This window comes from Leptobacterium meishanense, assembly GCF_037645805.1.
In the GTDB taxonomy this organism is placed as follows: Bacteria; Bacteroidota; Bacteroidia; order Flavobacteriales; family Flavobacteriaceae; genus Leptobacterium_A; species Leptobacterium_A meishanense.
The window spans coordinates 70,186-93,641 of record NZ_JBBEXE010000002.1; the positions used below are offsets into that span (position 1 = coordinate 70,186).

Sequence of the window (23,456 nt, forward strand, 5' to 3'; positions counted from 1 at the left end):
ATGGAAAAAAGAAATTTAAGAAAAGAAAGAATAGGAGTTGTTACCAGTAACAAAATGCAGAAATCAATTGTGGTTTCTGAAGTAAAAAGGGTAAAACATCCTATGTATGGTAAATTCGTGTTAAAAACAAAAAAATATGTTGCACACGACGAAGAAAACGACTGCAATATTGGAGATACTGTAAAGATCATGGAAACTAGACCTTTAAGTAAATCTAAACGTTGGAGATTAGTTGAAATCATTGAAAGAGCTAAATAATTATGGTACAACAAGAGAGTCGATTAAAAGTAGCTGATAACACGGGAGCAAAAGAAGTTTTGACCATTCGTGTTTTAGGGGGAACAAAAAGAAGATATGCTTCCGTAGGTGATAAAATAGTTGTTACTGTAAAAGAAGCTACTCCTAATGGTAATGTTAAAAAAGGGACAGTCTCTACCGCAGTAGTTGTTCGTACCAAAAAAGAAGTAAGAAGACCAGACGGTTCGTATATACGTTTTGATGACAATGCATGTGTATTATTGAACCCTACAGGAGAAATGAGAGGAACCCGTGTATTTGGGCCAGTAGCCAGAGAGTTACGAGACAAACAGTTTATGAAAATTGTTTCATTAGCACCGGAAGTGCTTTAAAACATTAAAAAATGATAAAGCTGAAGATAAAATCAGGGGATACAGTAAGAGTAATAGCCGGAGACCATAAAGGTTCAGAAGGAAAAGTACTCCGAGTTTTTCGTGAAAAAAATAAAGCAATAGTAGAAGGGCTTAACATGGTTTCAAAACATGAAAAACCAAGTGCGAAAAACCCTCAAGGTGGTATTGTTAAAAAAGAAGCTCCTGTCCATATTTCAAACCTTTCTTTGATTGATCCTAAAACAAAAGAGGTAACAAGAGTAGGTTTTGAAGAGAGAGATGGGAAAAAAGTTAGAGTGTCTAAAAAATCTAATGAAGTAGTATAGTTATGGGGTACATTCCAAGATTAAAAACAGAATATAGAGAAAGAGTAATAACTGCTCTAAGAGATGAGTTTGGATACAAGAATGTAATGCAAGTACCTAAATTAGAGAAAATTGTTATTAGTCGAGGTGTAGGAGCTGCTGTAGCAGATAAGAAATTAATAGACTATGCTGTAGATGAATTAACAAAAATATCCGGTCAAAAAGCAATTGCAACAATATCTAAAAAAGATGTAGCATCTTTTAAATTGCGTAAAGGAATGCCAATAGGAGCAAAAGTAACTTTACGAGGAGAAAAGATGTATGAGTTTTTAGATAGACTGATTACTACGGCATTGCCTAGAGTAAGAGATTTCAATGGGGTTAATGCAGGAGGTTTTGATGGTAGAGGAAATTATAATTTAGGTGTTACAGAACAAATTATATTCCCTGAAATTGACATTGATAAAGTAAACAGGATATCGGGGATGGATATTACATTTGTAACTTCTGCTAATACAGACAAAGAAGCGAAATCATTATTAAACGAATTGGGATTACCTTTTAAAAAGAATTAAGACATGGCTAAAGAATCAATGAAAGCCCGTGAGGTAAAAAGACAAAAATTAGTAGCAAAATATGCCGCTAAAAGAAAAACCCTGAAAGAAGCAGGAGATTATGAAGCGTTACAAAAGCTTCCAAAAAATGCTTCCCCGGTTCGTTTACACAACAGATGTAAATTAACAGGAAGACCTCGAGGATACATGCGGACATTCGGAATTTCTCGTGTTACTTTTAGAGAAATGGCCAATCAAGGATTAATTCCGGGAGTTAAAAAAGCAAGTTGGTAATATAAAGGACAATAAAATGTATACAGATCCTATAGCAGATTATTTAACAAGAATTAGAAATGCCAACAGCGCAGGGCACAGGATAGTTGAAATTCCGGCTTCTAATCTTAAAAAAGAAATTACTAAAATCCTTTTTGATCAAGGATATATACTTAGCTATAAGTTTGATGAAAATGGCCCGCAAGGGAGTATCAAAATAGCATTAAAATATGATAAAATCACTAAAGAACCTGTTATTAGAAAAATTCAACGGGTTAGTAAACCAGGGTTACGTAAATATGCTGGTTCAGGTGATTTGCCCAGAGTATTAAATGGCCTCGGAATAGCAATTGTTTCTACTTCACATGGTGTGATGACCAGTAAACAAGCTAAAAAAGACAATGTAGGAGGCGAAGTATTATGTTACGTTTACTAAAATTATAAAGACAAGAAAAATGTCAAGAATAGGTAAAAACCCAATAAATGTTCCTGAAGGAGTAAGCATAACTATAGAAAATAGCTTAGTTACTGTAAAAGGCAAGCTTGGAGAATTAACCCAAGAAGTCAAAGACATTACTGTAAAACAGGAAGAAGGGCAGTTAGTATTAGAAACCACAGATGATACTAAACACCAAAAAGCTAAGCATGGTCTGTACAGGGCATTAATTAACAATATGGTACTTGGAGTATCTGAAGGATTCACGAAAGAGTTAGAATTGGTAGGGGTCGGTTATAGAGCTAGCAATCAAGGACAAAGGTTAGATTTGGCATTAGGTTATTCTCACAATATTATACTTGATTTGGCACCTGAGGTTAAGGTAGAGGCTATTTCAGAAAAAGGGAAAAACCCAATTGTTAAATTAACCTCTCATGACAAGCAGTTAGTTGGACAGGTCGCAGCTAAAATACGCTCTTTCCGTAAACCCGAACCTTACAAAGGAAAAGGAATTAAGTTTGTTGGAGAACAATTAAGAAGAAAAGCAGGTAAATCAGCTTAATAAGTAGCAATCATGGCATTATCAAAGACTGAAAGAAGACAACGAATTAGAAACAGAATTAGAAAGGTTATTTCCGGAACTTCCGGAAGACCAAGATTGGCTGTTTACAGAAGCAATAAAGAGATTTATGCTCAAATAATAGATGATACTACAGGCGCAACGGTAGTAGCTGCTTCATCTAGGGATAAAGATATTAGTAAAGAGAAAAACACTAAAGTAGCAATCGCAAGTCTTGTAGGAAAAGCAATTGCAGAAAAAGCCTTAAAAGCCGGAATAGAGACTATATCTTTTGACCGAGGCGGGTATTTATATCATGGGAGAGTAAAATCATTAGCAGAAGGAGCTAGGGAAGCAGGACTAAAATTCTAAGAAAATATGTATCAGAACTATAAAAATGTAGAGACAGTTAAACCGGGAGGACTTGAATTAAAAGACAGGCTTGTTGGTGTTCAAAGAGTTACAAAAGTTACAAAAGGAGGAAGGGCTTTTGGTTTTTCCGCTATTGTAGTTGTAGGTGACGAGAATGGTGTAGTAGGCCATGGTTTGGGAAAGTCTAAAGAAGTATCAGATGCAATTTCTAAAGCTGTTGAAGATGCCAAGAAAAACCTTGTCCGTATCCCTTTGAACAAAGGTACATTGCCACATGAGCAAAAAGGAAAATATGGAGGTGCCCGTGTATATCTACAACCGGCTTCTCATGGTACGGGAGTAATAGCAGGAGGTGCTGTTAGAGCAGTGTTAGAAGCAGTAGGAGTACATGATGTACTTTCAAAATCACAAGGGTCCTCTAATCCACATAATGTTGTAAAGGCTACTTTTGATGCACTATTACGATTAAGAAGTGCTGAAACAATTGCAAAACAACGAGGTGTTTCTGTAGAGAAAGTATTTAATGGTTAATTTATACTAAGGGAGTATATAATGGGAAAGATTAAAGTCACACAAGTAAAAAGTAATATCAAACGCCCTCAAAATCAAAAGAGGACGTTAGAGGCATTAGGCCTTAAAGGCATTGGACAGGTAGTGGAACATGAAGCAACCCCCAATATCCTTGGTATGGTAAATAAAGTTAAACATTTAGTTTCTGTAGAAGAAGTATAATAAGATATATTGTTATGAGTTTAAATAACTTAAAACCTGCAGCTGGGTCAGTTCATAAAGACGGAAAAAGAGTAGGAAGAGGACAAGGATCAGGAAAAGGGGGAACAGCTACCCGAGGACATAAAGGAGCTAAGTCTCGCTCAGGATATTCTAAGAAAATTGGATTTGAAGGAGGACAGATGCCACTTCAAAGACGTGTCCCTAAATTTGGGTTTAATAATATTAACCGTAAAGAATATGTAGGTATCAATTTAGATAAGCTCCAAGCAATGGCAGATAAAGGCCTTGTTAAGGATACTGTTGATATGGATGTATTAATTAACAATAAAGTAGTTAAAAGAAGTGATTTGGTCAAGATATTAGGGGGAGGAGAATTAAAATCTAAACTGAAAGTATCTGTACATAAATTTACTGCCTCTGCAAAAGCAGCCATTGAAGCAGCCGGAGGAGAAGCAGTAACATTGTAAAAATAACGCATGAAGAAGTTTTTCGAAACACTTAGTAATATTTGGAAAATAGATGAGCTAAAAGGTAGAATAGTAGTTACCTTAGGATTGCTATTGGTTTATCGGTTTGGAGCACATGTAGTACTTCCCGGAATTGATTCTGTTCAGTTAGAAGAATTAACCAGTAGGACTGATGGAGGTGGATTATTAGGAATTTTGAATGCGTTTACAGGAGGTGCATTTGCAAATGCCTCTGTATTTGCACTAGGGATCATGCCATATATCTCAGCCTCGATTGTTGTTCAATTAATGGGGATTGCCGTTCCTTACTTGCAGAAATTACAAAAAGAAGGAGAAAGTGGAAGAAGAACAATTAACCAAATTACCAGATGGTTAACTATAGGTATATGTATTGTGCAGGCACCGGCATATTTGTATGGGCTAGGTGCATTAGGAGTGCCCGATAGTGCTTTTCTTTTAGGGAAAGGTTTAGATTTTATAATTCCTTCAGTAATTATTCTGGTTACAGGCACCATATTTGCCATGTGGCTGGGAGAGAAAATCACAGATAAAGGAATTGGTAATGGGATATCGCTTTTAATTATGGTAGGTATCATTGCACAACTACCTTTGTCATTCGTTCAAGAGTTTGTATCAAGAGTTTCAGAGAATAATGGTGGGTTGATGTTGATACTTATAGAGCTTATTATTTGGTTCGTAGTGATTTTAGCAAGTGTGATGTTAGTGATGGCAACACGTCAGATACCGGTGCAATATGCAAGGAGAACGGCTTCGGGAGGATATGAAAAAAATGTTTTTGGATCCAGACAATATATACCGTTGAAACTAAATGCATCAGGAGTAATGCCTATTATTTTTGCACAAGCAATCATGTTTGTCCCAAGCGCATTAGCTAGCTTATCTGATTCTGAAACAGCGCAATCTATAAGAGCAGCATTTGGAGATATATTTGGATTCTGGTACAATTTAGTTTTTGCACTACTTATTATAGTGTTTACATATTTCTATACGGCAATTACAGTACCAACCAATAAGATGGCAGATGACCTAAAACGCAGCAATGGTTTTATTCCAGGGATTAGGCCAGGAAAAGAAACAGCTGATTATTTAGACAGAATTATGTCGTTAATTACTTTTCCAGGATCCATATTCCTTGCAATTATAGCAGTATTGCCAGCCGTAGTTGTTAAAATAGTAGGGATTCAACAAGGATGGGCCTTATTTTATGGAGGTACGTCATTACTAATTATGGTGGGTGTAGCGATTGATACAATGCAGCAAGTAAACTCATATCTGCTGAACAGGCACTATGACGGTTTGATGAAAACAGGAAAAAACAGGAAAATAGTAGCATAATTTTATGGCTAAGCAACCAGCAATAGAACAAGACGGTACCATCATAGAAGCATTATCTAATGCAATGTTTAGAGTTGAATTAGAAAATGGACATGTGGTTACAGCTCATATCTCAGGGAAGATGCGAATGCATTATATTAAATTATTGCCGGGAGATAAAGTGAAGTTGGAAATGAGCCCATATGACCTAACTAAAGCGAGAATTACTTATAGATACTAAAAGTATAAACAGATGAAAGTAAGAGCATCAGTAAAAAAAAGAAGTCCCGAGTGCAAAATTGTGCGTCGTAAAGGGAGATTGTATGTAATAAATAAAAAGAATCCTAGATTTAAACAAAGACAAGGATAGTTATGGCAAGAATCGCAGGAGTAGATATACCAAAACAAAAAAGAGGAGTTATTGCATTAACCTACATTTTTGGTGTTGGAAAAAGCAGAGCTAAAGAAATTTTAGAAAAAGCTCAAGTTAATGAAGATACAAAAGTATCTGATTGGAATGATGAAGAAATAGGTCGTATTCGTGAAGCAGTTTCTTCCTACAAAATTGAAGGAGAGTTACGTTCTGAAGTTCAATTGAGCATCAAACGTCTAATGGATATTGGATGTTACAGAGGAATTCGTCATAGGTCAGGACTTCCTTTACGCGGACAACGGACTAAAAACAATTCCAGAACCAGAAAAGGTAAAAGAAAAACAGTTGCAAATAAGAAAAAAGCAACTAAGTAATAATTAAGTAAATAGTAATTAGTATTAGGGGTTAGGTTTTTAATAATACTTTATATCTAACAGCTAATAACTAAATCTAAATGCTAGAAAAAATATGGCAAAATCAAGTACAAAAACTTCTAAGAAGAGAAAAGTTGTAGTAGATGCAATTGGAGAGGCGCACATTTCTGCAACTTTCAATAATATTATTATATCCTTGACTAATAAAAAGGGAGATGTGGTCTCATGGTCATCTGCTGGTAAAATGGGATTTAGAGGATCTAAGAAGAATACGCCCTATGCAGCTCAATTAGCAGCAGAAGATGCTGCTAAAACTGCACAAGAAGCAGGTCTTAGAAAAGTGAAAGTATATGTAAAAGGACCTGGGAATGGTAGAGAATCAGCTATTAGATCTATACATAATGCAGGGATAGAAGTTACAGAAATAGTGGATGTTACACCATTGCCACATAATGGATGCCGTCCGCCAAAGAGAAGAAGAGTTTAATAATTTGTTATAATCATTAACCACTGGGATGTTGATGACTATCGAAGGACAGCCTTAATTCATAGTCAATCCCACTAATTTTTTAAAAAGTATGGCAAGATACAGAGGTCCAAAAACTAAGATTGCACGAAAATTTGGCGAAGCAATTTTTGGGGACGATAAATCTTTTGAAAAAAAGAATTACCCTCCAGGTCAACATGGAAACAATAGACGAAGAGGTAAGAAATCAGAGTATGCTATCCAGTTAATGGAAAAGCAAAAAGCAAAATATACTTATGGTGTTTTAGAACGTCAGTTCAGAAATCTATTTGAAAAAGCAACGCGTAGCAAGGGAGTTACCGGAGAAGTGCTTCTTCAACTATGTGAAGTAAGACTTGACAATGTAGTGTACCGAATGGGTATTTCACCTACCAGAAGAGGAGCACGCCAATTAGTATCCCATAGACATATTACAGTAAATGGAGATATTGTAAATATTCCTTCATATTCATTAAAACCAGGCGATATTATTGGTGTAAGAGAGAAATCAAAGTCATTAGGTGTTATTGAAGATTCTTTAACAACTAATAGCTCTGTATATGAATGGATCACTTGGAATGCTGAAAAGAAAGAAGGAACATTTGTTTCTGTTCCGGAACGAATTCAGATTCCAGAGAATATCAAAGAACAATTAATAGTTGAATTATACTCTAAATAAATAATCCAGATAGTAGTCCGTATTATGGCAATATTTAATTTTCAAAAACCCGATAAAGTTATAATGATTGATTCTTCAGATTTTGAAGGGAAATTCGAATTCCGCCCTTTAGAACCTGGATATGGATTGACCATTGGTAATGCATTAAGAAGAGTTCTTCTGTCTTCATTAGAAGGCTTTGCTATTACATCAGTGCGAATAGATAAAGTAGAACACGAATTTTCCACTATTCCGGGAGTAGTAGAAGATGTTACAGAAATTATTCTCAATTTAAAACAAGTTCGTTTTAAAAGACAAATAGAAGATATCGATAATGAAACAATTTCTGTTTCTGTATCGGGTAAAAAACAATTAACTGCCGGCGATCTTCAGAACTTTATATCCGGATTTCAGATTCTGAACGCCGACTTGGTCATCTGCAATATGGAACCAGATGTAAATATTGACATGGAGCTTGTTGTGGAGAAAGGCCGTGGGTATGTTCCTGCAGAGGAAAATAAGAAAGCAAATGCACCTATTGGCACCATTGCTACAGATGCTATATATACACCGATCAAGAATGTAAAATACAGCATTGAGAACTTTCGTGTAGAACAAAAAACAGATTATGAAAAATTAGTCTTTGAAATAGTTACTGATGGTTCTATTCATCCCAAAGATGCATTGACGGAAGCTGCCAAGACACTTATTCACCATTTTATGCTATTTTCAGATGAGCGGATTACACTTGAAGCAGATGAAATAGCGCAAACAGAGACCTACGATGAAGAGTCACTTCATATGAGACAACTTTTAAAAACAAAGCTTGTTGATATGGATCTTTCAGTTCGTGCACTGAACTGTTTAAAAGCTGCGGAAGTAGATACTCTAGGCGACTTAGTATCCTATAATAAGAATGATTTGATGAAATTCCGAAACTTTGGCAAAAAGTCGTTAACAGAACTGGAAGAATTGGTGAATGTTAAGGGGCTTAGTTTTGGAATGGATCTATCAAAATACAAATTAGATAAAGACTAATCACATATGTCTTCTGTGGAACAGAAGCAATATTTGAAACGATGAGACACGGGAAAAAATTTAATCACTTAGGAAGAAAATCAGCACATAGAAAAGCGATGTTGGCAAATATGGCTTCTTCCTTAATTGAACATAAGCGTATTAACACAACAGTTGCTAAAGCAAAGGCATTAAAGCAATATGTGGAACCTTTAGTGACTAAATCTAAAAATGATACAACGCACAATCGAAGAATTGTTTTTAGATATTTAAGAAACAAAGAAGCTGTCACAGAACTTTTTAGAAATGTAGCTGCAAAGGTAGGAGATCGTCCCGGAGGGTACACCAGAATCATAAAGCTAGGGAATCGTCTTGGAGACAATGCTGACATGGCCATGATAGAATTAGTAGACTATAACGACACTTATACCCCTGCTAAGAAAGTCGCTAAAAAGAAGTCGACCAGAAGAGGAGGAAAGGTGAAGAAAGAATCAACAGCAGAAAAGGTAAAAGAAGTAGCTGCCTCGGAAGGAGAAACACCTGAAGTTGAGGAGAAAGAGCCTTCAAAAGAAGCGAAGTAGTAATAAGCAGGAAATTAATATATGTGAAAGGATGATCATATGATCATCCTTTTTTTATTATAAACATAATGAAATATATAATTAATTGATATATTTACTAAAAGAGTATATTGTATGAAAAAAATAATTGTTTATATACCAATAGCGTTTTCTCTTTTATATCAAATAAGTGCTCAAGTTAATAATTCTTCAGATATGGGAAAACAAAACGTTACCTTATATTTTGATGGAGGAATTGATACAGATGCAGGTAATTTGAATCTATCTTCAGTATCATATAAAGAACCTAAGCGTGTTACAGAAGGAGATGTGTATTTATTTTCTAAGTGGGAGGATGCAGAATTATATTCCAAGACAGGGAAAAAATATAAAATATTAGGAATAAATTATAATGTTAAGAATGATCGTTTTGAAATTAAAGTTGCAAAGGACTCGGTTTTTGTTATAGCACCTAATTATATAGATTATGTAGATGTGAATGATGTTTTATATAAGAAATATGATAAAAGTGTTAATAATTTAGAAGGGTATTATGAAATTGTTTATAAAGGAAATAAATTGTCATTACTAAAAAAGCATAATGTTAGGCTTGTGAAAGGGAAAATGAATCCTTTAAATGGTATTGTAGATCCTGATAAATATTATTTATATTATGATTATTATATTCAAAAAGTTGATCAAGTAAAAGAAATAATATTAAAAGAGAAAACTATTAATAAATTTTTAGGAAATAAAATAGAATTAATAAATAAATATGTAAAAAGTAATAACCTGTCTTATAAAAAAGAAAAAGATATCATTAGAATACTCGAGTATTATGATTCATTATGAGTTTCTATATTATATAGTATTAAAAAGTTATAAAAGGATATACTAAACGTTTATCCTTTTTTTATTGTTATTTTTGTCAAACCTTTAAGCAAAACCATCAATGAAATACTACACACGAAAAAAAGCATTGATACTCTTAGCCGATGGCACCATCTTTTATGGAAAAGCGGTAGGAAATCCTGATAATATGACAAGTGTTTATGGAGAAGTCTGTTTTAATACAGGGATGACAGGATATCAGGAGATTTTCACAGACCCGTCTTATTATGGCCAACTCATGGTAACTACTAATGCACATATTGGAAATTATGGGGTGAATAATGAAGAAGTAGAATCAAGTTCCATTAAAATAGCCGGATTGATCTGTAAAAACTTTAGCTATAATTATTCAAGAGTAGCAGCAGATGATTCCTTGGAAAACTTTCTTAAAAAAAATGATCTTTTTGCAATTTCTGATGTAGACACTCGTGCATTGGTCAGTTATATAAGAGATCATGGAGCAATGAATGCAGTTATTTCTACAGAGATTGGTAGGATTGATGAATTAAAGGAAAAGTTAGCTGAAGTTCCTAGCATGAACGGGCTTGAGCTAGCTTCTAAAGTATCAACAAAAGAGCCTTATCATTATGGAAATGATAATGCGAAATATAAAATAGCAGCATTAGATTTAGGTATAAAAGAAAACATACTTCGGAACCTGGCAAACCGAGATACATATATAAAGGTATTCCCATACAACACTACGTTTGAAGAGATGAGCGCTTGGAACCCAGATGGATTCTTTATATCTAATGGACCTGGAGATCCTCAGCCTTTAAAAGAAGCACAACAGTTAGCAAAAGAAATTATCTCCAAAGACCTTCCTTTATTTGGAATATGCCTTGGACATCAAGTTATAGCGATAGCAAATGGAATTGCCACGTACAAAATGCACAATGGGCATAGAGGAATTAACCATCCAGTGAAAAACTTGTTAACAGGAAAAGGGGAAATCACCTCACAAAACCATGGCTTTGCTATTAGTAAGGAAGAAACAGAAGTACATCCCGATGTTGAGATAACACATGTCCACTTGAACGATGGTACTGTAGCAGGAATACGAATGAAGCACAAAAACTGCTTTTCTGTTCAATACCATCCCGAAGCTAGTCCAGGCCCTCATGATGCTTCATATTTATTTGATCAATTTATAGAAAATATTAAAAAATATAAATTAGAAACAGTATGAGTATTATCATTAATATACATGCAAGACAAATTTTAGACTCAAGAGGAAACCCTACCGTAGAAGTGGATGTAGTAACCGAAAATGGTATTTTAGGCCGTGCAGCAGTTCCTTCAGGAGCTTCCACAGGAGAACACGAAGCCGTAGAGCTTAGAGACGGGGGAGGTGCATATATGGGGAAAGCAGTATTAAGAGCAGTTGACAATGTGAATAGTGCTATTGCAGGAGAAATTATAGGGATGTCAGTTTTTGAACAAAACCTGATTGACCAAACCATGATACAATTAGACGGTACACCCAATAAATCAAAACTAGGGGCAAATGCCATTTTAGGTGCTTCCCTTGCAGTTGCCAAAGCTGCAGCAAACGAGTTAGGGATGCCATTATATCGATATGTAGGGGGCGTAAGTGCCAATACATTACCGGTGCCCATGATGAACATTATCAATGGTGGTTCGCATTCAGATGCACCCATTGCCTTTCAGGAATTTATGATTATGCCTGTTAAAGCCAAAAATTTTACACATGCCATGCAAATGGGAACAGAGATTTTCCATAATCTTAAAAAAGTATTGCATGATAGGGGGTTAAGTACGGCAGTGGGAGATGAAGGAGGGTTTGCCCCAACGTTGGAAGGTACAGAAGATGCATTGGATACAATTATAAAATCAATTGAAAAAACAGGATATAAACCCGGTGATGAAGTAATGATTGCTTTGGATTGTGCTTCTGCAGAGTTTTATATTGATGGAAAGTATGACTATACAAAGTTTGAAGGTGATAAAGGAGCAGTAAGGACATCAGAAGAGCAGGCATTATACTTGGCAGAGCTTACCTCAAAATACCCTATTATTTCTATTGAAGATGGAATGGACGAAAATGATTGGGAAGGGTGGAAATACTTAACAGAAAAGGTTGGTGATAAAGTCCAACTAGTAGGAGACGATCTTTTTGTGACCAATGTAGAACGGCTTTCTAAAGGGATAGAGAACAATATAGCAAACTCTATCTTGATTAAAGTAAATCAAATAGGGACGCTTACTGAAACGATAGCCGCTGTAAATATGGCACATAACGCAGGTTATACGTCTGTTATGTCACACCGTTCCGGAGAAACAGAGGATAATACTATTGCAGATTTAGCTGTGGCACTCAATACAGGCCAAATAAAAACAGGATCAGCTTCACGCTCTGACCGTATGGCAAAATACAATCAGTTACTTCGAATTGAAGAGGAATTAGGAAGCGTAGCATACTATCCACAGGAAAAAGCCTTCAAAGTAAAGTAATTTAAAAACAATGTTTTTTTATAAGCAGTATTTTATAAAAAAGTACTGCTTTTTTGTATTACAATGTTTCAAAACCTACAAACCTTAACCCAATTTTAACAGTTTATTTTGTAAATTCGCAACACTTTAAAGATAAGTTCTAAAACAAAAATCACGATACAAAAAATGTCAGATAAAGCTACGTTAGAATACAAAGGGAGAAAATTTGATTTTCCTGTTATAGAAGGAACAGAAAAAGAATTAGCAATTGATATAAAAACACTTCGTTCAACTACAGGAATGATAACGCTAGACCCAGGTTATAAAAATACCGGATCTTGCGAAAGTGCTATTACTTTTTTAGATGGAGAGAAAGGTATCTTGAGATATCGAGGATATTCTATAGAAGAATTGGCTGAAAAAGCAGACTTTCTAGAAGTAGCTTATTTATTGATATTTGGAGAATTACCTACGAAAGAACAGTTAGAAAAATTTGACACAGATATTAAAGCAGAATCCCATGTAGATGAAGACGTTAAAAAAATATTGGATGGATTTCCAAAAGCAGCACATCCAATGGGTGTACTATCATCGTTAACCAGTGCATTAATTGCATTTAACCCTTCTTCAGTTAATGTGAGCTCAGAGGAAGCCATGTATAAGTCGATTGTAAGGATACTAGGTAAATTCCCTGTATTGGTAGCATGGACTTTACGTAAAAGAGAAGGTTTGCCCCTTGATTATGGTGATGATTCTCTAGGATATGTGGAGAACATTGTAAAAATGATGTTCAAAAAGCCTAATAGAGATTACAAAAAGAATCCTATTATGGTTGATGCATTGGATAAGCTGCTCATTCTTCATGCTGATCATGAGCAAAACTGCTCCACATCAACGGTTCGCATTGTGGGTTCATCGCATGCAGGGCTTTTTACCTCACTTTCTGCCGGGATTTCAGCATTATGGGGGCCATTACATGGTGGTGCCAATCAAGCAGTAATAGAAATGTTGGAAGCTATTAAAGAAGATGGAGGGGATACCAAAAAATACATGGCCAAAGCCAAAGATAAAAATGATCCATTCCGTTTGATGGGGTTTGGACATCGGGTGTATAAAAATTTTGACCCTCGTGCCAGGATTATTAAAAAATCCGCAGACGAAGTATTAGGAGATTTAGGAATAGATGATCCTGTATTGGATATTGCTAAAGGATTAGAGAAAGAGGCATTAGAAGATCCGTATTTCGTGGACAGAAAGTTATATCCGAATGTTGATTTTTACTCAGGGATCATATACCGCGCACTGGGAATACCAACAGAAATGTTCACGGTAATGTTTGCTTTAGGGAGATTGCCCGGATGGATTGCACAATGGCGTGAAATGCGATTGCGAAATGAGCCTATCGGTCGACCAAGGCAAGTATATATCGGTGCAAATTTAAGACCTTTTAAAGCCTTAAAAAATAGATAATAAAATTAATTTGATTCTTAAAAAGCAACCTTCAGGTTGCTTTTTAATATTTAATGATGTTACAGCTTAATGTAAAAAATGAAATAGCGCCTCTTAAAGCAGTAGTTTTAGGCACAGCTATAAGCAATGGCCCGACGCCAAAAGCTGAAGATGCTTATGACCCGACATCGCTTGAGCATATCATGGCAGGAACATACCCTGTTGAAAAAGATATGGTAAAGGAGATGGCAGTATTAGAGAATGTTTTTAAAAAATATAACATCAAGGTATTTCGGCCTGAAATAATAAAAGACTGTAATCAGATATTTGCAAGGGACATTGCATTTGTAATTGATGATTTTTTTATAAAATCCAACATACTACCTGACAGGGATCAGGAACTTAAAGCTATTCAATATATCATTGATGAAATAAGCCCTGATAAAGTAATAAAACCTCCTAAAAATGTACATGTAGAAGGAGGGGATGTAATGCCTTGGAACAATTATATTTTTGTGGGGACTTATACCGGAGTTGATTACCCTAGTTATATAACAGCCCGGACAAACAAAGCCGCAGTCCATTTTTTGCAAGAGCTTTTCCCTGAAAAAAAAGTAAAATCATTTGAACTCAGAAAATCAAATACAAACCCCAAGGAGAATGCATTGCATCTGGATTGTTGCTTTCAGCCGATAGGAAAAGATAAAGCGATTATATGTAAAGCTGGCTTTCTGCTTGAGGAAGACTATGAATGGCTATATAATTATTTTGGAAAAGAAAATATGTTTGAGATTACAGCAGATGAGATGGCACGTATGTTTTGTAATGTGTTTTCCATAACCCCAAACGTTGTTATTTCAGAACAAAAGTTTACACGCTTAAATAATTGGCTAAGGAATAATGGATTTACAGTAGAGAAAGTCCCTTATTCCGAAATATCCAAGCAAGGGGGGTTGCTTCGTTGCTCTACCATGCCATTGATCAGGGAAGGTTAAACCTTACTCTTCCTCCCATTCAGTACCCTTTATCATTCCGGCTATAATCAGCTTGTTTTTATAAGTCCAACAGTTAATTTTAAAACCATCATCGCTGTGAAAAAGCCATTCTTTCTCTTTATAATTAACAGGGCCTAAATATTTTGCTGCTTCAGTATTGCGGTACTTAGGAGATGTGTAATTGATAATAACTTCATAAAGCACATTTGGAGCCTTATCATCAAAGTAATATACAATGTATTCGATTTCTTCATCATTGATGTTTTCCAAATAGACTTCCCTGAAAGATTCTTTATTGGAAATCTTAGCATTTGGCCGCTTTTTTAAGGCTCTATCTTTCGACATGCCTAAATATAAATTTTTTACAATTTCAGGCATATATTTTGACTTTTGTGCATTGCTTGAAGTTGAAATAAGGAAGCAAGTAAAAATAACCAACAATATTTTTTGCCACATGTTAAGTCTGATAAATATGGGTGTTTTCATAATGAATAATTATTTTTTGTTTAGTAGGATAGCAATTATATTTAATACTTCTTGTCTTTTTATCCATAAAATAGCTACACAGCATATAAAAGCAATCAAAGCTAAAACAAATAGTATGCCATGGTCATCTCTAACAACAATGCCCAGAACTGTTAAGTGTGATGCTATAGCCCCGGATAATATCACAACCCCTATAATACTACCATAGGTAGTAGTTTTTGGATATATGAGCATTCCAGCTGTAATAAGTTCAATAATCCCTAATCCTACACGGCCATATGGTTCAAGCCCCAAAAGGGTGAAAACATACACACTATCCGGGTGTGCAGTGAACTTAAAATACAATGTTTGTAATAAAATAATCGCAGCTATAATAGATAAAACATTTGTAATGGTTGTGTCCTTGTCTTTTTTGATAATATGTTTTAGGGAACTCAAGTAACCCTTAGCTAGTTTCAAGAACTTTTTTACTATGATTAGTGTCTTTTGTTTCATATATCAAAACCAATGTTTTTACAAAAAAACATAAAATTTACCGGATTTAAATTTACTAATTTTATACATTAATTGTATTGAGATTTTAAAACAATGAATCAGATAACTAATACTATTCTAATGATCCGTCCTGTTGCCTTCAGGATGAACGAACAAACGGCTGTTAATAATTATTTTCAAGAGGACTTAACCATAAAAAACCAAGAAATCAATTTTCGGGCGCAGGAAGAATTTGATGCTTTTGTGGAAAAGCTTAAAAAAGCAGGGATCAATGTCATTGTTGTACAAGACACTAAAGAGCCTGATACGCCCGATTCCATTTTTCCCAATAACTGGATTTCTTTCCATGAAGATGGCACAGCCGTCCTTTATCCAATGTTTGCAGAAAACCGGAGGTTAGAACGAAGCGAGGCAATTTTAAAGGCAGTAGAAAAAAGAGGGTTTCATATAGAACATATCGTTGATTATACTACTGCTGAAGAGGAGAATATATTCCTGGAGGGCACGGGCAGTATTATTTTAGACAGGATAAACAGAAAGGCCTATTGTGCGCTTTCTGAGCGTGCAGACGAAGCGCTTTTTATTGAATTTTGTGAAGACTTTGAATATACTCCGGTTGTCTTTACCGCATACCAGACCGTAGAAAATGAACGTAAGCCTATTTACCATACGAATGTGATGATGTGTCTAGGAGAAACTTTTTCTATAATTTGTCTTGATAGTATAGATGATAAGAAAGAGCAGAAAAATGTAATAGCACATCTTAAAGAAGACAAAAAAGAGGTCATTTCTATTACCGAATTGCAGATGCATCATTTTGCAGGTAATATGCTTCAAGTTGTAAATATTCAGGGGGAAAAATATATTGTGATGAGCACTGCAGCATATGAAAGCTTAACAACTAAGCAGCTCAATAGGCTAAAAAAACATGGTGAGTTGATTTATAGTCCATTAGATACGATAGAAACCTGTGGAGGGGGAAGTGCCCGGTGTATGATGGCAGAGGTATTTTTACCAGAGGTTAAAGGAGCGTTCTTAGAGGGATAATTATAGTCCTCGAATATAGCTGCCATATATATCTTTAAGCTGATATCCTTCTCCAATGCGGTGTTTACTTAGCTTTTTATGCACTACTAATCCCCAAAGAAGGAATTCTTTCATAAAAAAAGAATCATTTTTAGATATATCGGGTTGGTATTTGTCAATAAGCTGGTTGAGAGGAGATATAGAGTCTAACTTCTTTTGATATTCTTTTTCAGAGAGGCCATCATACAATTCAAACCCTGTTTCTTCAAAAAACCAATCAATTAAATCTTGATAAGGCCCTTTTTCGTTTTGTTTTTCCAGTTTTTCTATTCTTGGAAAATAATTTGAAAAAAGGGTTTTTACAGCATTTTCAATCAGTATTTCTGCAATGGCAGCTGCTCCTTCCTGCTCACCTTCATAAACCAATTCTACCTTACCGGTGATGGCAGGGATAATACCCATAAAATCACTAAACCTGATGGAAGTAGTGTCAGATCCATTTATTAAAGCCCGTCGTTCTGCGGCACTGATTAAATTTTCCAGGGCAGTAATTGTCATTCGTGCACTCACACCACTTTTAGGATCAACATAGTCACTTTTTCGTGCTTCAAAACTAATTTGCTCCAATAAATCCTTTGCTAATTCAGGAATGTAAACACCTTTTTTCTGCTTTTCTTCAATAGCGGCTTCCTGCTCAGTAATTTTTTTAGCAATTTCAATTGTTTCTGGATAATGTGTGAGTATTTGCGAACCAATGCGGTCCTTGAGAGGTGTGACAATACTTCCTCTGTTGGTATAATCTTCTGGGTTGGCAGTGAAAACAAATTGGATATCTAATGGCATTCGTAGTTTAAAGCTTCTTATTTGTATATCACCTTCCTGAAGAATATTAAACAAAGCTACCTGGATACGTGCTTGTAAATCGGGTAGCTCATTGATTACAAAAATACTCCTATTCGCCCTAGGGATCATTCCATAATGGATAACCCTGTCATCAGCATATGACAATTTAAGATTAGCAGCTTTTATTGGGTCTATATCTCCAATAAGGTCAGCAACCGTTACATCTGGGGTCGCTAGCTTTTCAGCAAACCGTTCTTTTCGGTGTAACCATTCAATAGGGGTTTCGTCTCCTTTTTCATTGATGAGTTGTTTTGCATGTCGGGAAATGGGAAGAAAAGGATCGTCATTAATCTCAGATTCAGCAACTATCGGGATCCATTCATCTAATAAATTCACCATCGATCGGGCAAGTCTTGTTTTTGCTTGCCCTCTTAGTCCTAGTAAATTGATGTTATGGCCTGAAAGAATAGCACGCTCCAAATCGGGTATTACTGTTTGCTCATAACCATAGATGCCCTCGAACGTACGCTCTCTGTTCTTGAGTTTTTCACGGAGATTTTTTCGGAGCTCATCTTTTATTTTTAAGCTTTTATAACCGGATGCTTTTAACGCGCCTAATGTGGTGATATTTTTATAGTCCATAATTAATATCCTCGTATGTGTTTTTTTCTGTTTTGCTCATAATCTTCAAATATCATTTCACCCAGTCCTTTTATGCCGGTATAAAAAGCTTTTCCTTGATTTGCCTTCGTAAATTCTGCCACAAAACGCTTAAGATAAGGGTCTTGTGCAATCATAAAAGTAGTAATGGGAATGTGTAGTTTTCGGGCTTGTTGAGCCATATTATAACATTTGTCAACAATATAATCATCTAGACCAACACTATTCATGTAGTAAGAGCCATCTTTCTTACGGATACAACTAGGTTTACCATCGGTAATCATAAAAATTTGTTTGTTGGTATTTCGTTTTCTGCGTAGCATATCCATGGCTAATTGTAGCCCTGCTACAGTATTGGTGTGATAAGGCCCTACTTTGAGATAAGGAAGGTCTTCAATGGCAATGGGCCAGGCATCATCCCCGAAAACTAAAATATCTAAGGTATCTTTCGGATATCGGGTTATAATGAGTTCTGCCAATGCCATTGCTACTTTTTTGGCAGGGGTGATGCGGTCTTCTCCGTACAAAATCATACTATGGCTTATGTCAAGCATAAGCACTGTGCTCATTTGCGTATTGAAGGTAGTTTCATTTACGACAAGGTCATTTTCGTGCAATTCAAAAGCATCAATACCATTATTGATTTGCGCATTTCTGAGGCTTTCAGTTATTGAAATCTGCTGTAGGTTATCTCCATATTGATATTCGCGAAAAGTTCCGGTTTGTTCATTACTATGTCCTGTGTATTTAGTTATATGATTGCCTGCTCCGCTACGTTTTAACTTTCCAAATACCTGGTCAAGAGCCATTTGCCGGATAGCTTTTTCTGTTTTAGGAGTAATAGTTATTCCAGTTCCATTACCATCTTCATCTGGCTCTTCTTTCAAATATCCTCTTTTTTTGAGTTCTTCAATAAAATCATCAATGGTATAGTTTTCATCAGTGAGCTGATATTCCTCATCCAATTCTCTAAGCCAGTTAATAGCTTCCTCTACATCTCCTGATGTGTGTGTTATAAGCTCTTTAAAGACGTCAAAAAGTTTGTTGAAAGGGTCTTGCTTAGGAGCAATATACTTTTGAAATCGAAAACCATTTTTTAGAAGATGCTCTCTCATAGCTTATAAAATTACTATTTTATATCTATATTTTCTGAATGTAAGAAGTTAAAAAGTCACAAAAATTCTTATAAAAACTGTAAGAAGCAACCCAGTCTAGGGTTGCTTCTTAATTAATGAGGGCGAAAAATATTTTTACAAGAAGCTAATTTTGTGTAGTCATCTTTTCTAAATCTACATACATATTGTCTCTGGTTGGCAAGAACATTTTAGAGTCTGTCATAGCTTTTATTGGCATTAGGGGTTCTCTTAGTGCTGTTTTTCCAAAAACACCTGTTATTTCAAAAATAGCCCTTGATAGGAGGGGTTCATTAGTTTCTCCCAGTACACCTAAGTTTTCTAAATCTTCACTGATCGCTACATCCGGAACAAGTCCATCTGTGTAATCGAAGAAGCCAACAGCATTTTCAGAGCGTAATACTAATGGTTGCATGCCATAGGTGTGATTAGGATTTAGATTAGATATTGTTCTGTCAATATACGGGAAAGGGGATCCCCTGCCAAAATCATCTAACAATGTAATAGATGCTTCATTTTTACCACGAGTCCGTTCTCCGATATGAATAACATTAATGTATGGATTTAATGCGTTGATGACTAATTCGCTCGCTGAAGCACTACTTCCTAAAGCGATAACATAAACTTTATTTAGGTTAAGGTTGTTAATAGGGGTGCCATCATCTAATTGATTTGTAAAAAAATTACTTACGTTTTGATCACCTAGCATAGCTTGTAAACGCGAATTCCAGCGCTCTTTAGAGAACAAATCTCCATTAAACTGCCCAGTAATCATACTAGATAAAGCAATGGCAGTACTTACTGAACCGCCTGGGTTATATCGTAAATCTAAAACCAGATCAGTAATCCCATCAGCTTTAAATTGCCCAAAAGCATCATTTAACTGTTGATCAAAAGTTCGGGTAAAACCATTGTACATAAGATACCCAATTTTTGCTCCATTGATATCAATGGTTTTACTAATAAAAACAGGGTTTTCAGTAAGTTCTGTTTTAGTTAGAGTAACTTCTTGATTATTTGCAGTAATAGTATTGTTTGCTATATCAGCCATATTTAGCGTATAAACATCACTTTCCCCAAACAATAAATCGGAGAAATTATTGACGTTTAATGTTTGTCCGTCAACACCAACAAAAATATCGCCCCTCTGAATATTTTTCGTAGCAGCGTCAGAACCTGGGACAATATAACGGACATATCCGAAAACATCATCACTGTTTGAAAATTTAACCAAGCCAAATTCTACACCATTGGATTTAAAAACACCCTGTTGAGAATCAAGTAGTTCATTATAGTCACTAGTAATGAAACTAAACCGGTCTTCAGAAAATAATAGTTCATCTGAAAAAAAAGATTCTGGATTTGAAAAGTTACTCAGATAAGTAATATATTCTTCTTCTGTAGCAAAACGGTCATCTGCCAAATTTGGGACATCTCCCTGCCAGAAGTAATAGAAATTCAATCCTTTCCATATAAAATCTTGAACATCTAAGTTAGCGGGGATACCCCCTCTAGGGTCGGTTATTGATACATTGTCATCATTGTCATTACAGCTTACTATAAGAAAGAAGCTAAAAAGTAAAAAAAACAGTTTTTTCATGGTTTGAATATTTATCATCATTGCAAAATAAAAACACTAAATTACTGAGATTATTGTTAATTTAAAATTTTTTGTAACAAAATTGGAGATGCTTCGTCTTCCTTATGTAACACAAAAATAAATACGTTACAGTAACGACCAGAAAATGCAACAGGTTGATTTTATAAATATTGTAATGCCGTTCAAAGACAAGTTGTACCGTCTTGCTAAAAGGTTGTTAGTGTCTAGTGAAGAAGCAGAGGATGCTACACAGGAAGTTCTTTTAAAGTTATGGGCAAACAAAGATAAAATGGAAGGCTATAAAAATATAGAAGCATTTTCCATGACCATGACAAAGAACTATTGTTTAGATAGGTTAAAGTCTAAACAGGCCGGAAACTTAAAATTGGTACATAGTAATTATGAAGATGGTAATGTTTCGTTACAACGGCAACTAGAGGTAGAAGACAGTGTTAGTTGGATGAACAAGATAATGAAATCTTTGCCTGAGCAACAAAAACTAGTATTGCAACTAAGAGATATAGAGCAGTATGAGTATGAAGAGATAAGCGATATGCTTGATATGAACCCAACGGCTATAAGAGTAGCTTTGTCAAGAGCCAGAAAAGCTGTAAGAGAAGAACTTATAAAAAAACACAACTATGGAATTAGTTAAAATAGAAAAATTACTGGAGAAGTATTTCGAAGCTACAACAACTGTAGCAGAAGAGCAGCAATTAGAGGCTTATTTTTCACAAGAGGAGGTAGCACCTCACTTGGAGGAGTACAAGCCAATGTTCCAATACTTTTCCATATCCAGGGAAGAACAGTATACCAAACACGTTCCATTAAACACTACGCGAAGAAGCATTTATTACCGGTGGATTTCTGTGGCAGCTGTAGCCGTTCTATCACTTGGGGTTTATTTTGGTACGGAAAACCAAAAACAAAAACAGGCAATGTATGCTTATGAGGAAACTCAAAAAGCCTTTGAATTGATTGCCCAAAACTTAAACCGAGGTGCTGAAAAAGTAACTTATTTAAGTGAATTTGAAAATGCAAAAAACAAAATCTTAATTAACGAATAGTAAATCTTAGAAATCATGAAAAAAATAGTTTTAATAGTATTAGCTGTAGTCTTACCCCTTATGTCTTTTAGCCAGTCAATTTTTGACAAATTTGAAGACTCAGACAATGTAACAACCGTGGTGATAAACCAGAACATGTTTAAATTGTTTTCCAGAATAGAATCTGATGATCCTGAGGCAAAGGAATTCATGGAAATGGTAAAATCCCTTAAAGACCTTAAAGTATTTATAACAGAAAATAAAGCGGTTGCAGCTGATATGCAACAAACAGTAGATAAATACTTGAAAGGCTCTTCTTTACAAGAGTTGATGAGGGTGAAAGACAAAGAGGCCAATGTAAAGTTCTATATCAAAGAGGGGAAAGATGAAGACCATGTAAGCGAACTGTTGATGTTTGTTAGTGGTATGAAAGAGGTAGAAGCAAATGGCAGAAAAATAGAAACAGTGCTGCTTACGCTTACAGGTGATATAGACCTGAATAAAATAAGCACCCTTACGAAGAAAATGAACCTACCTTCTGACCTTGAGAAGGTTGATAAAAGCAATAAATAAACCTTAAAATGAAAAATGTTTGCCATGTACATGGCAAACATTTTCCTAACCTAAAAAGTATTAAAGATGAAATCATTAGCGTATTTTTTCAGTGTACTGATTGCGGCACTGTTTTTGACTTCTTGTAATGGCGGACAGAGCCTTCAGGAGTATTTTGTGGAAAATTCAGAAGACAAAGATTTCTTGGTCATTGATGTTCCGGCCAGTTTGCTAAATCTTTCAGAAGTTGATCTTAATGAAGGTCAAAAAGAAGCCTACGAGTCTATTAAAAAAATGAATATTCTTGCTTTTAGGGTTCAAGAGGATAACAAAGCTGATTATGAAGCAGAAAAAACAAAAATCAAAGAAATCCTTAAAAACCCAAAGTATCAGGATTTAATGAAGTTCAATAGCGGAACTGCTAAAGCAACGGTAAAATATCTTGGAAAAGAAGATGCTATTGATGAGGTAATTGTTTATGGGAGCGATAATCAATATGGCTTTGCAGTAGTGAGGGTATTGGGCAATAAAATGAAACCTGAAAATATTGTTGCCTTAGTACAAGCATTAGACAAGGCAAATGTAGATGGAGAAGGGTTAAATGAGATAAAAGGTTTTCTCGGAATGTAAAAATGATATACGGAAAGAATGGCAAAACGCTGCTCCATATGGAGCAG

At 35.3% G+C, this 23,456-nt stretch carries 34 protein-coding genes; 29 read left to right on the plus strand and 5 right to left on the minus strand.

Annotated elements, in window-relative coordinates; all coding sequences use genetic code 11:
* The 24 genes from rpsQ (at position 1) to WBG21_RS02410 (ending at position 14,938) form a co-directional block, all read left to right on the plus strand.
* On the plus strand, positions 1-258 hold the full coding sequence (gene rpsQ, locus WBG21_RS02295; protein WP_340074397.1) for a 30S ribosomal protein S17: 258 nt from the start codon (positions 1-3) through the stop codon (positions 256-258).
* Positions 259-260: 2 nt separating this feature from the next.
* Entirely contained in the window at positions 261-629 is a 369-nt protein-coding gene (rplN, locus tag WBG21_RS02300; RefSeq protein WP_340074399.1) for a 50S ribosomal protein L14, read from the plus strand.
* Positions 630-640: 11 nt separating this feature from the next.
* Positions 641-955, plus strand: a complete 315-nt coding sequence (gene rplX / locus WBG21_RS02305; RefSeq protein ID WP_340074401.1) for a 50S ribosomal protein L24 — start codon at positions 641-643, stop codon at positions 953-955.
* 2 nt (positions 956-957) lie between these two features.
* The gene (gene rplE / locus WBG21_RS02310; RefSeq protein WP_340074403.1) at positions 958-1,509 is read left to right on the plus strand and encodes a 50S ribosomal protein L5; all 552 of its coding nucleotides are present in this window, start codon (positions 958-960) and stop codon (positions 1,507-1,509) included.
* Between the two features lie 3 nt (positions 1,510-1,512).
* Complete coding sequence (rpsN, locus tag WBG21_RS02315) at positions 1,513-1,782, plus strand: 30S ribosomal protein S14 (RefSeq protein ID WP_340074405.1); 270 nt, start codon at positions 1,513-1,515, stop codon at positions 1,780-1,782.
* A 16-nt stretch (positions 1,783-1,798) separates the two neighbouring features.
* Entirely contained in the window at positions 1,799-2,197 is a 399-nt protein-coding gene (gene rpsH, locus WBG21_RS02320; RefSeq protein WP_340074407.1) for a 30S ribosomal protein S8, read from the plus strand.
* 19 nt (positions 2,198-2,216) lie between these two features.
* Entirely contained in the window at positions 2,217-2,759 is a 543-nt protein-coding gene (gene rplF, locus WBG21_RS02325; RefSeq protein WP_340074409.1) for a 50S ribosomal protein L6, read from the plus strand.
* A gap of 12 nt (positions 2,760-2,771) precedes the next feature.
* Positions 2,772-3,128: a 50S ribosomal protein L18 gene (gene rplR, locus WBG21_RS02330; RefSeq protein ID WP_340074411.1), complete on the plus strand. Its 357-nt coding sequence runs from the start codon at positions 2,772-2,774 to the stop codon at positions 3,126-3,128.
* 6 nt (positions 3,129-3,134) lie between these two features.
* Positions 3,135-3,659, plus strand: coding sequence for a 30S ribosomal protein S5 (gene rpsE, locus WBG21_RS02335; protein WP_340074413.1), 525 nt, complete (start codon positions 3,135-3,137; stop codon positions 3,657-3,659).
* A 21-nt stretch (positions 3,660-3,680) separates the two neighbouring features.
* Positions 3,681-3,860, plus strand: a complete 180-nt coding sequence (gene rpmD, locus WBG21_RS02340; RefSeq protein WP_340074415.1) for a 50S ribosomal protein L30 — start codon at positions 3,681-3,683, stop codon at positions 3,858-3,860.
* Positions 3,861-3,874: 14 nt separating this feature from the next.
* Positions 3,875-4,327, plus strand: a complete 453-nt coding sequence (gene rplO, locus WBG21_RS02345) for a 50S ribosomal protein L15 (protein ID WP_340074417.1) — start codon at positions 3,875-3,877, stop codon at positions 4,325-4,327.
* A 9-nt stretch (positions 4,328-4,336) separates the two neighbouring features.
* Positions 4,337-5,683, plus strand: coding sequence for a preprotein translocase subunit SecY (gene secY, locus WBG21_RS02350; RefSeq protein WP_340074419.1), 1,347 nt, complete (start codon positions 4,337-4,339; stop codon positions 5,681-5,683).
* 4 nt (positions 5,684-5,687) lie between these two features.
* Positions 5,688-5,903 carry a translation initiation factor IF-1 gene (infA, locus tag WBG21_RS02355; RefSeq protein WP_014031991.1) on the plus strand — a complete coding sequence of 72 codons (216 nt, stop codon included), beginning with the start codon at positions 5,688-5,690 and terminating at the stop codon, positions 5,901-5,903.
* Between the two features lie 12 nt (positions 5,904-5,915).
* Complete coding sequence (gene ykgO / locus WBG21_RS02360) at positions 5,916-6,032, plus strand: type B 50S ribosomal protein L36 (RefSeq protein WP_008992256.1); 117 nt, start codon at positions 5,916-5,918, stop codon at positions 6,030-6,032.
* 2 nt (positions 6,033-6,034) lie between these two features.
* A complete protein-coding gene (gene rpsM / locus WBG21_RS02365) occupies positions 6,035-6,409 on the plus strand; it encodes a 30S ribosomal protein S13 (RefSeq protein ID WP_340074422.1) in 375 nt (124 codons plus the stop codon).
* 94 nt (positions 6,410-6,503) lie between these two features.
* A complete protein-coding gene (rpsK, locus tag WBG21_RS02370) occupies positions 6,504-6,896 on the plus strand; it encodes a 30S ribosomal protein S11 (protein ID WP_340074424.1) in 393 nt (130 codons plus the stop codon).
* Between the two features lie 91 nt (positions 6,897-6,987).
* Positions 6,988-7,593: a 30S ribosomal protein S4 gene (gene rpsD, locus WBG21_RS02375; RefSeq protein WP_340074426.1), complete on the plus strand. Its 606-nt coding sequence runs from the start codon at positions 6,988-6,990 to the stop codon at positions 7,591-7,593.
* A gap of 24 nt (positions 7,594-7,617) precedes the next feature.
* The gene (locus WBG21_RS02380; protein WP_340074428.1) at positions 7,618-8,610 is read left to right on the plus strand and encodes a DNA-directed RNA polymerase subunit alpha; all 993 of its coding nucleotides are present in this window, start codon (positions 7,618-7,620) and stop codon (positions 8,608-8,610) included.
* Between the two features lie 41 nt (positions 8,611-8,651).
* Entirely contained in the window at positions 8,652-9,170 is a 519-nt protein-coding gene (gene rplQ, locus WBG21_RS02385) for a 50S ribosomal protein L17 (RefSeq protein ID WP_340074429.1), read from the plus strand.
* Between the two features lie 114 nt (positions 9,171-9,284).
* Positions 9,285-10,001 carry a hypothetical protein gene (locus tag WBG21_RS02390; RefSeq protein WP_340074431.1) on the plus strand — a complete coding sequence of 239 codons (717 nt, stop codon included), beginning with the start codon at positions 9,285-9,287 and terminating at the stop codon, positions 9,999-10,001.
* Between the two features lie 100 nt (positions 10,002-10,101).
* Positions 10,102-11,229, plus strand: a complete 1,128-nt coding sequence (gene carA / locus WBG21_RS02395; RefSeq protein ID WP_340074433.1) for a glutamine-hydrolyzing carbamoyl-phosphate synthase small subunit — start codon at positions 10,102-10,104, stop codon at positions 11,227-11,229.
* A complete protein-coding gene (gene eno, locus WBG21_RS02400; RefSeq protein WP_340074435.1) occupies positions 11,226-12,515 on the plus strand; it encodes a phosphopyruvate hydratase in 1,290 nt (429 codons plus the stop codon). The genes carA and eno overlap by 4 nt, the downstream gene beginning before the upstream one ends.
* A 165-nt stretch (positions 12,516-12,680) precedes the next feature.
* The gene (locus WBG21_RS02405; RefSeq protein WP_340074437.1) at positions 12,681-13,964 is read left to right on the plus strand and encodes a citrate synthase; all 1,284 of its coding nucleotides are present in this window, start codon (positions 12,681-12,683) and stop codon (positions 13,962-13,964) included.
* A gap of 56 nt (positions 13,965-14,020) precedes the next feature.
* On the plus strand, positions 14,021-14,938 hold the full coding sequence (locus WBG21_RS02410) for a dimethylarginine dimethylaminohydrolase family protein (protein WP_340075101.1): 918 nt from the start codon (positions 14,021-14,023) through the stop codon (positions 14,936-14,938).
* A gap of 3 nt (positions 14,939-14,941) precedes the next feature.
* Here the strand turns inward: WBG21_RS02410 and WBG21_RS02415 are convergent, their stop codons facing one another.
* The gene (locus tag WBG21_RS02415; protein ID WP_340074439.1) at positions 14,942-15,283 is read right to left on the minus strand and encodes a hypothetical protein; all 342 of its coding nucleotides are present in this window, start codon (positions 15,281-15,283) and stop codon (positions 14,942-14,944) included.
* A 150-nt stretch (positions 15,284-15,433) separates the two neighbouring features.
* Complete coding sequence (locus tag WBG21_RS02420) at positions 15,434-15,919, minus strand: DoxX family protein (protein ID WP_340074441.1); 486 nt, start codon at positions 15,917-15,919, stop codon at positions 15,434-15,436.
* A 93-nt stretch (positions 15,920-16,012) separates the two neighbouring features.
* Between WBG21_RS02420 and ctlX the strand changes: the two genes are divergently transcribed.
* Positions 16,013-16,966, plus strand: coding sequence for a citrulline utilization hydrolase CtlX (gene ctlX / locus WBG21_RS02425; protein ID WP_340074443.1), 954 nt, complete (start codon positions 16,013-16,015; stop codon positions 16,964-16,966).
* Here ctlX and WBG21_RS02430 read toward each other — a convergent pair whose 3' ends face one another.
* The 3 genes from WBG21_RS02430 to WBG21_RS02440 form a co-directional block, all read right to left on the minus strand.
* Positions 16,967-18,430 carry a magnesium chelatase gene (locus WBG21_RS02430; RefSeq protein WP_340074445.1) on the minus strand — a complete coding sequence of 488 codons (1,464 nt, stop codon included), beginning with the start codon at positions 18,428-18,430 and terminating at the stop codon, positions 16,967-16,969.
* 2 nt (positions 18,431-18,432) lie between these two features.
* Entirely contained in the window at positions 18,433-19,563 is a 1,131-nt protein-coding gene (locus WBG21_RS02435) for a vWA domain-containing protein (RefSeq protein WP_340074447.1), read from the minus strand.
* Positions 19,564-19,708: 145 nt separating this feature from the next.
* Positions 19,709-21,181: a S41 family peptidase gene (locus WBG21_RS02440; protein WP_340074449.1), complete on the minus strand. Its 1,473-nt coding sequence runs from the start codon at positions 21,179-21,181 to the stop codon at positions 19,709-19,711.
* Positions 21,182-21,326: 145 nt separating this feature from the next.
* On the opposite strand from WBG21_RS02440, the gene WBG21_RS02445 reads away from it, so the two are divergent.
* The 4 genes from WBG21_RS02445 (at position 21,327) to WBG21_RS02460 (ending at position 23,409) form a co-directional block, all read left to right on the plus strand.
* Positions 21,327-21,836 carry an RNA polymerase sigma factor gene (locus tag WBG21_RS02445; RefSeq protein WP_340074451.1) on the plus strand — a complete coding sequence of 170 codons (510 nt, stop codon included), beginning with the start codon at positions 21,327-21,329 and terminating at the stop codon, positions 21,834-21,836.
* Positions 21,823-22,248 carry a hypothetical protein gene (locus tag WBG21_RS02450; RefSeq protein WP_340074453.1) on the plus strand — a complete coding sequence of 142 codons (426 nt, stop codon included), beginning with the start codon at positions 21,823-21,825 and terminating at the stop codon, positions 22,246-22,248. The genes WBG21_RS02445 and WBG21_RS02450 overlap by 14 nt, the downstream gene beginning before the upstream one ends.
* Before the next feature lie 15 nt (positions 22,249-22,263).
* Positions 22,264-22,800: a DUF4252 domain-containing protein gene (locus WBG21_RS02455; protein WP_340074455.1), complete on the plus strand. Its 537-nt coding sequence runs from the start codon at positions 22,264-22,266 to the stop codon at positions 22,798-22,800.
* A gap of 66 nt (positions 22,801-22,866) precedes the next feature.
* Positions 22,867-23,409, plus strand: coding sequence for a DUF4252 domain-containing protein (locus WBG21_RS02460; protein ID WP_340074457.1), 543 nt, complete (start codon positions 22,867-22,869; stop codon positions 23,407-23,409).
* Positions 23,410-23,456: the final 47 nt, after the last annotated feature.

Coding starts and splice junctions, on each gene's coding strand:
- WBG21_RS02440 (WP_340074449.1), bottom strand. CDS start 21,181: ATGAAAAAACTGTTTTTTTTACTTTTTAGCTTCTTTCTTATAGTAAGC.
- WBG21_RS02450 (WP_340074453.1), top strand. CDS start 21,823: ATGGAATTAGTTAAAATAGAAAAATTACTGGAGAAGTATTTCGAAGCT.
- rpsK (WP_340074424.1), top strand. CDS start 6,504: ATGGCAAAATCAAGTACAAAAACTTCTAAGAAGAGAAAAGTTGTAGTA.
- WBG21_RS02420 (WP_340074441.1), bottom strand. CDS start 15,919: ATGAAACAAAAGACACTAATCATAGTAAAAAAGTTCTTGAAACTAGCT.
- infA (WP_014031991.1), top strand. CDS start 5,688: ATGGCTAAGCAACCAGCAATAGAACAAGACGGTACCATCATAGAAGCA.
- secY (WP_340074419.1), top strand. CDS start 4,337: ATGAAGAAGTTTTTCGAAACACTTAGTAATATTTGGAAAATAGATGAG.
- rplF (WP_340074409.1), top strand. CDS start 2,217: ATGTCAAGAATAGGTAAAAACCCAATAAATGTTCCTGAAGGAGTAAGC.
- rpsN (WP_340074405.1), top strand. CDS start 1,513: ATGGCTAAAGAATCAATGAAAGCCCGTGAGGTAAAAAGACAAAAATTA.
- WBG21_RS02415 (WP_340074439.1), bottom strand. CDS start 15,283: ATGTCGAAAGATAGAGCCTTAAAAAAGCGGCCAAATGCTAAGATTTCC.
- rpsQ (WP_340074397.1), top strand. CDS start 1: ATGGAAAAAAGAAATTTAAGAAAAGAAAGAATAGGAGTTGTTACCAGT.
- WBG21_RS02380 (WP_340074428.1), top strand. CDS start 7,618: ATGGCAATATTTAATTTTCAAAAACCCGATAAAGTTATAATGATTGAT.
- eno (WP_340074435.1), top strand. CDS start 11,226: ATGAGTATTATCATTAATATACATGCAAGACAAATTTTAGACTCAAGA.
- rpmD (WP_340074415.1), top strand. CDS start 3,681: ATGGGAAAGATTAAAGTCACACAAGTAAAAAGTAATATCAAACGCCCT.
- rplO (WP_340074417.1), top strand. CDS start 3,875: ATGAGTTTAAATAACTTAAAACCTGCAGCTGGGTCAGTTCATAAAGAC.
- carA (WP_340074433.1), top strand. CDS start 10,102: ATGAAATACTACACACGAAAAAAAGCATTGATACTCTTAGCCGATGGC.
- ctlX (WP_340074443.1), top strand. CDS start 16,013: ATGAATCAGATAACTAATACTATTCTAATGATCCGTCCTGTTGCCTTC.
- rplE (WP_340074403.1), top strand. CDS start 958: ATGGGGTACATTCCAAGATTAAAAACAGAATATAGAGAAAGAGTAATA.
- WBG21_RS02390 (WP_340074431.1), top strand. CDS start 9,285: ATGAAAAAAATAATTGTTTATATACCAATAGCGTTTTCTCTTTTATAT.
- rplR (WP_340074411.1), top strand. CDS start 2,772: ATGGCATTATCAAAGACTGAAAGAAGACAACGAATTAGAAACAGAATT.
- WBG21_RS02405 (WP_340074437.1), top strand. CDS start 12,681: ATGTCAGATAAAGCTACGTTAGAATACAAAGGGAGAAAATTTGATTTT.
- rplX (WP_340074401.1), top strand. CDS start 641: ATGATAAAGCTGAAGATAAAATCAGGGGATACAGTAAGAGTAATAGCC.
- WBG21_RS02445 (WP_340074451.1), top strand. CDS start 21,327: ATGCAACAGGTTGATTTTATAAATATTGTAATGCCGTTCAAAGACAAG.
- rplN (WP_340074399.1), top strand. CDS start 261: ATGGTACAACAAGAGAGTCGATTAAAAGTAGCTGATAACACGGGAGCA.
- WBG21_RS02455 (WP_340074455.1), top strand. CDS start 22,264: ATGAAAAAAATAGTTTTAATAGTATTAGCTGTAGTCTTACCCCTTATG.
- WBG21_RS02410 (WP_340075101.1), top strand. CDS start 14,021: ATGTTACAGCTTAATGTAAAAAATGAAATAGCGCCTCTTAAAGCAGTA.
- WBG21_RS02435 (WP_340074447.1), bottom strand. CDS start 19,563: ATGAGAGAGCATCTTCTAAAAAATGGTTTTCGATTTCAAAAGTATATT.
- ykgO (WP_008992256.1), top strand. CDS start 5,916: ATGAAAGTAAGAGCATCAGTAAAAAAAAGAAGTCCCGAGTGCAAAATT.
- WBG21_RS02430 (WP_340074445.1), bottom strand. CDS start 18,430: ATGGACTATAAAAATATCACCACATTAGGCGCGTTAAAAGCATCCGGT.
- rpsH (WP_340074407.1), top strand. CDS start 1,799: ATGTATACAGATCCTATAGCAGATTATTTAACAAGAATTAGAAATGCC.
- WBG21_RS02460 (WP_340074457.1), top strand. CDS start 22,867: ATGAAATCATTAGCGTATTTTTTCAGTGTACTGATTGCGGCACTGTTT.
- rplQ (WP_340074429.1), top strand. CDS start 8,652: ATGAGACACGGGAAAAAATTTAATCACTTAGGAAGAAAATCAGCACAT.
- rpsD (WP_340074426.1), top strand. CDS start 6,988: ATGGCAAGATACAGAGGTCCAAAAACTAAGATTGCACGAAAATTTGGC.
- rpsM (WP_340074422.1), top strand. CDS start 6,035: ATGGCAAGAATCGCAGGAGTAGATATACCAAAACAAAAAAGAGGAGTT.
- rpsE (WP_340074413.1), top strand. CDS start 3,135: ATGTATCAGAACTATAAAAATGTAGAGACAGTTAAACCGGGAGGACTT.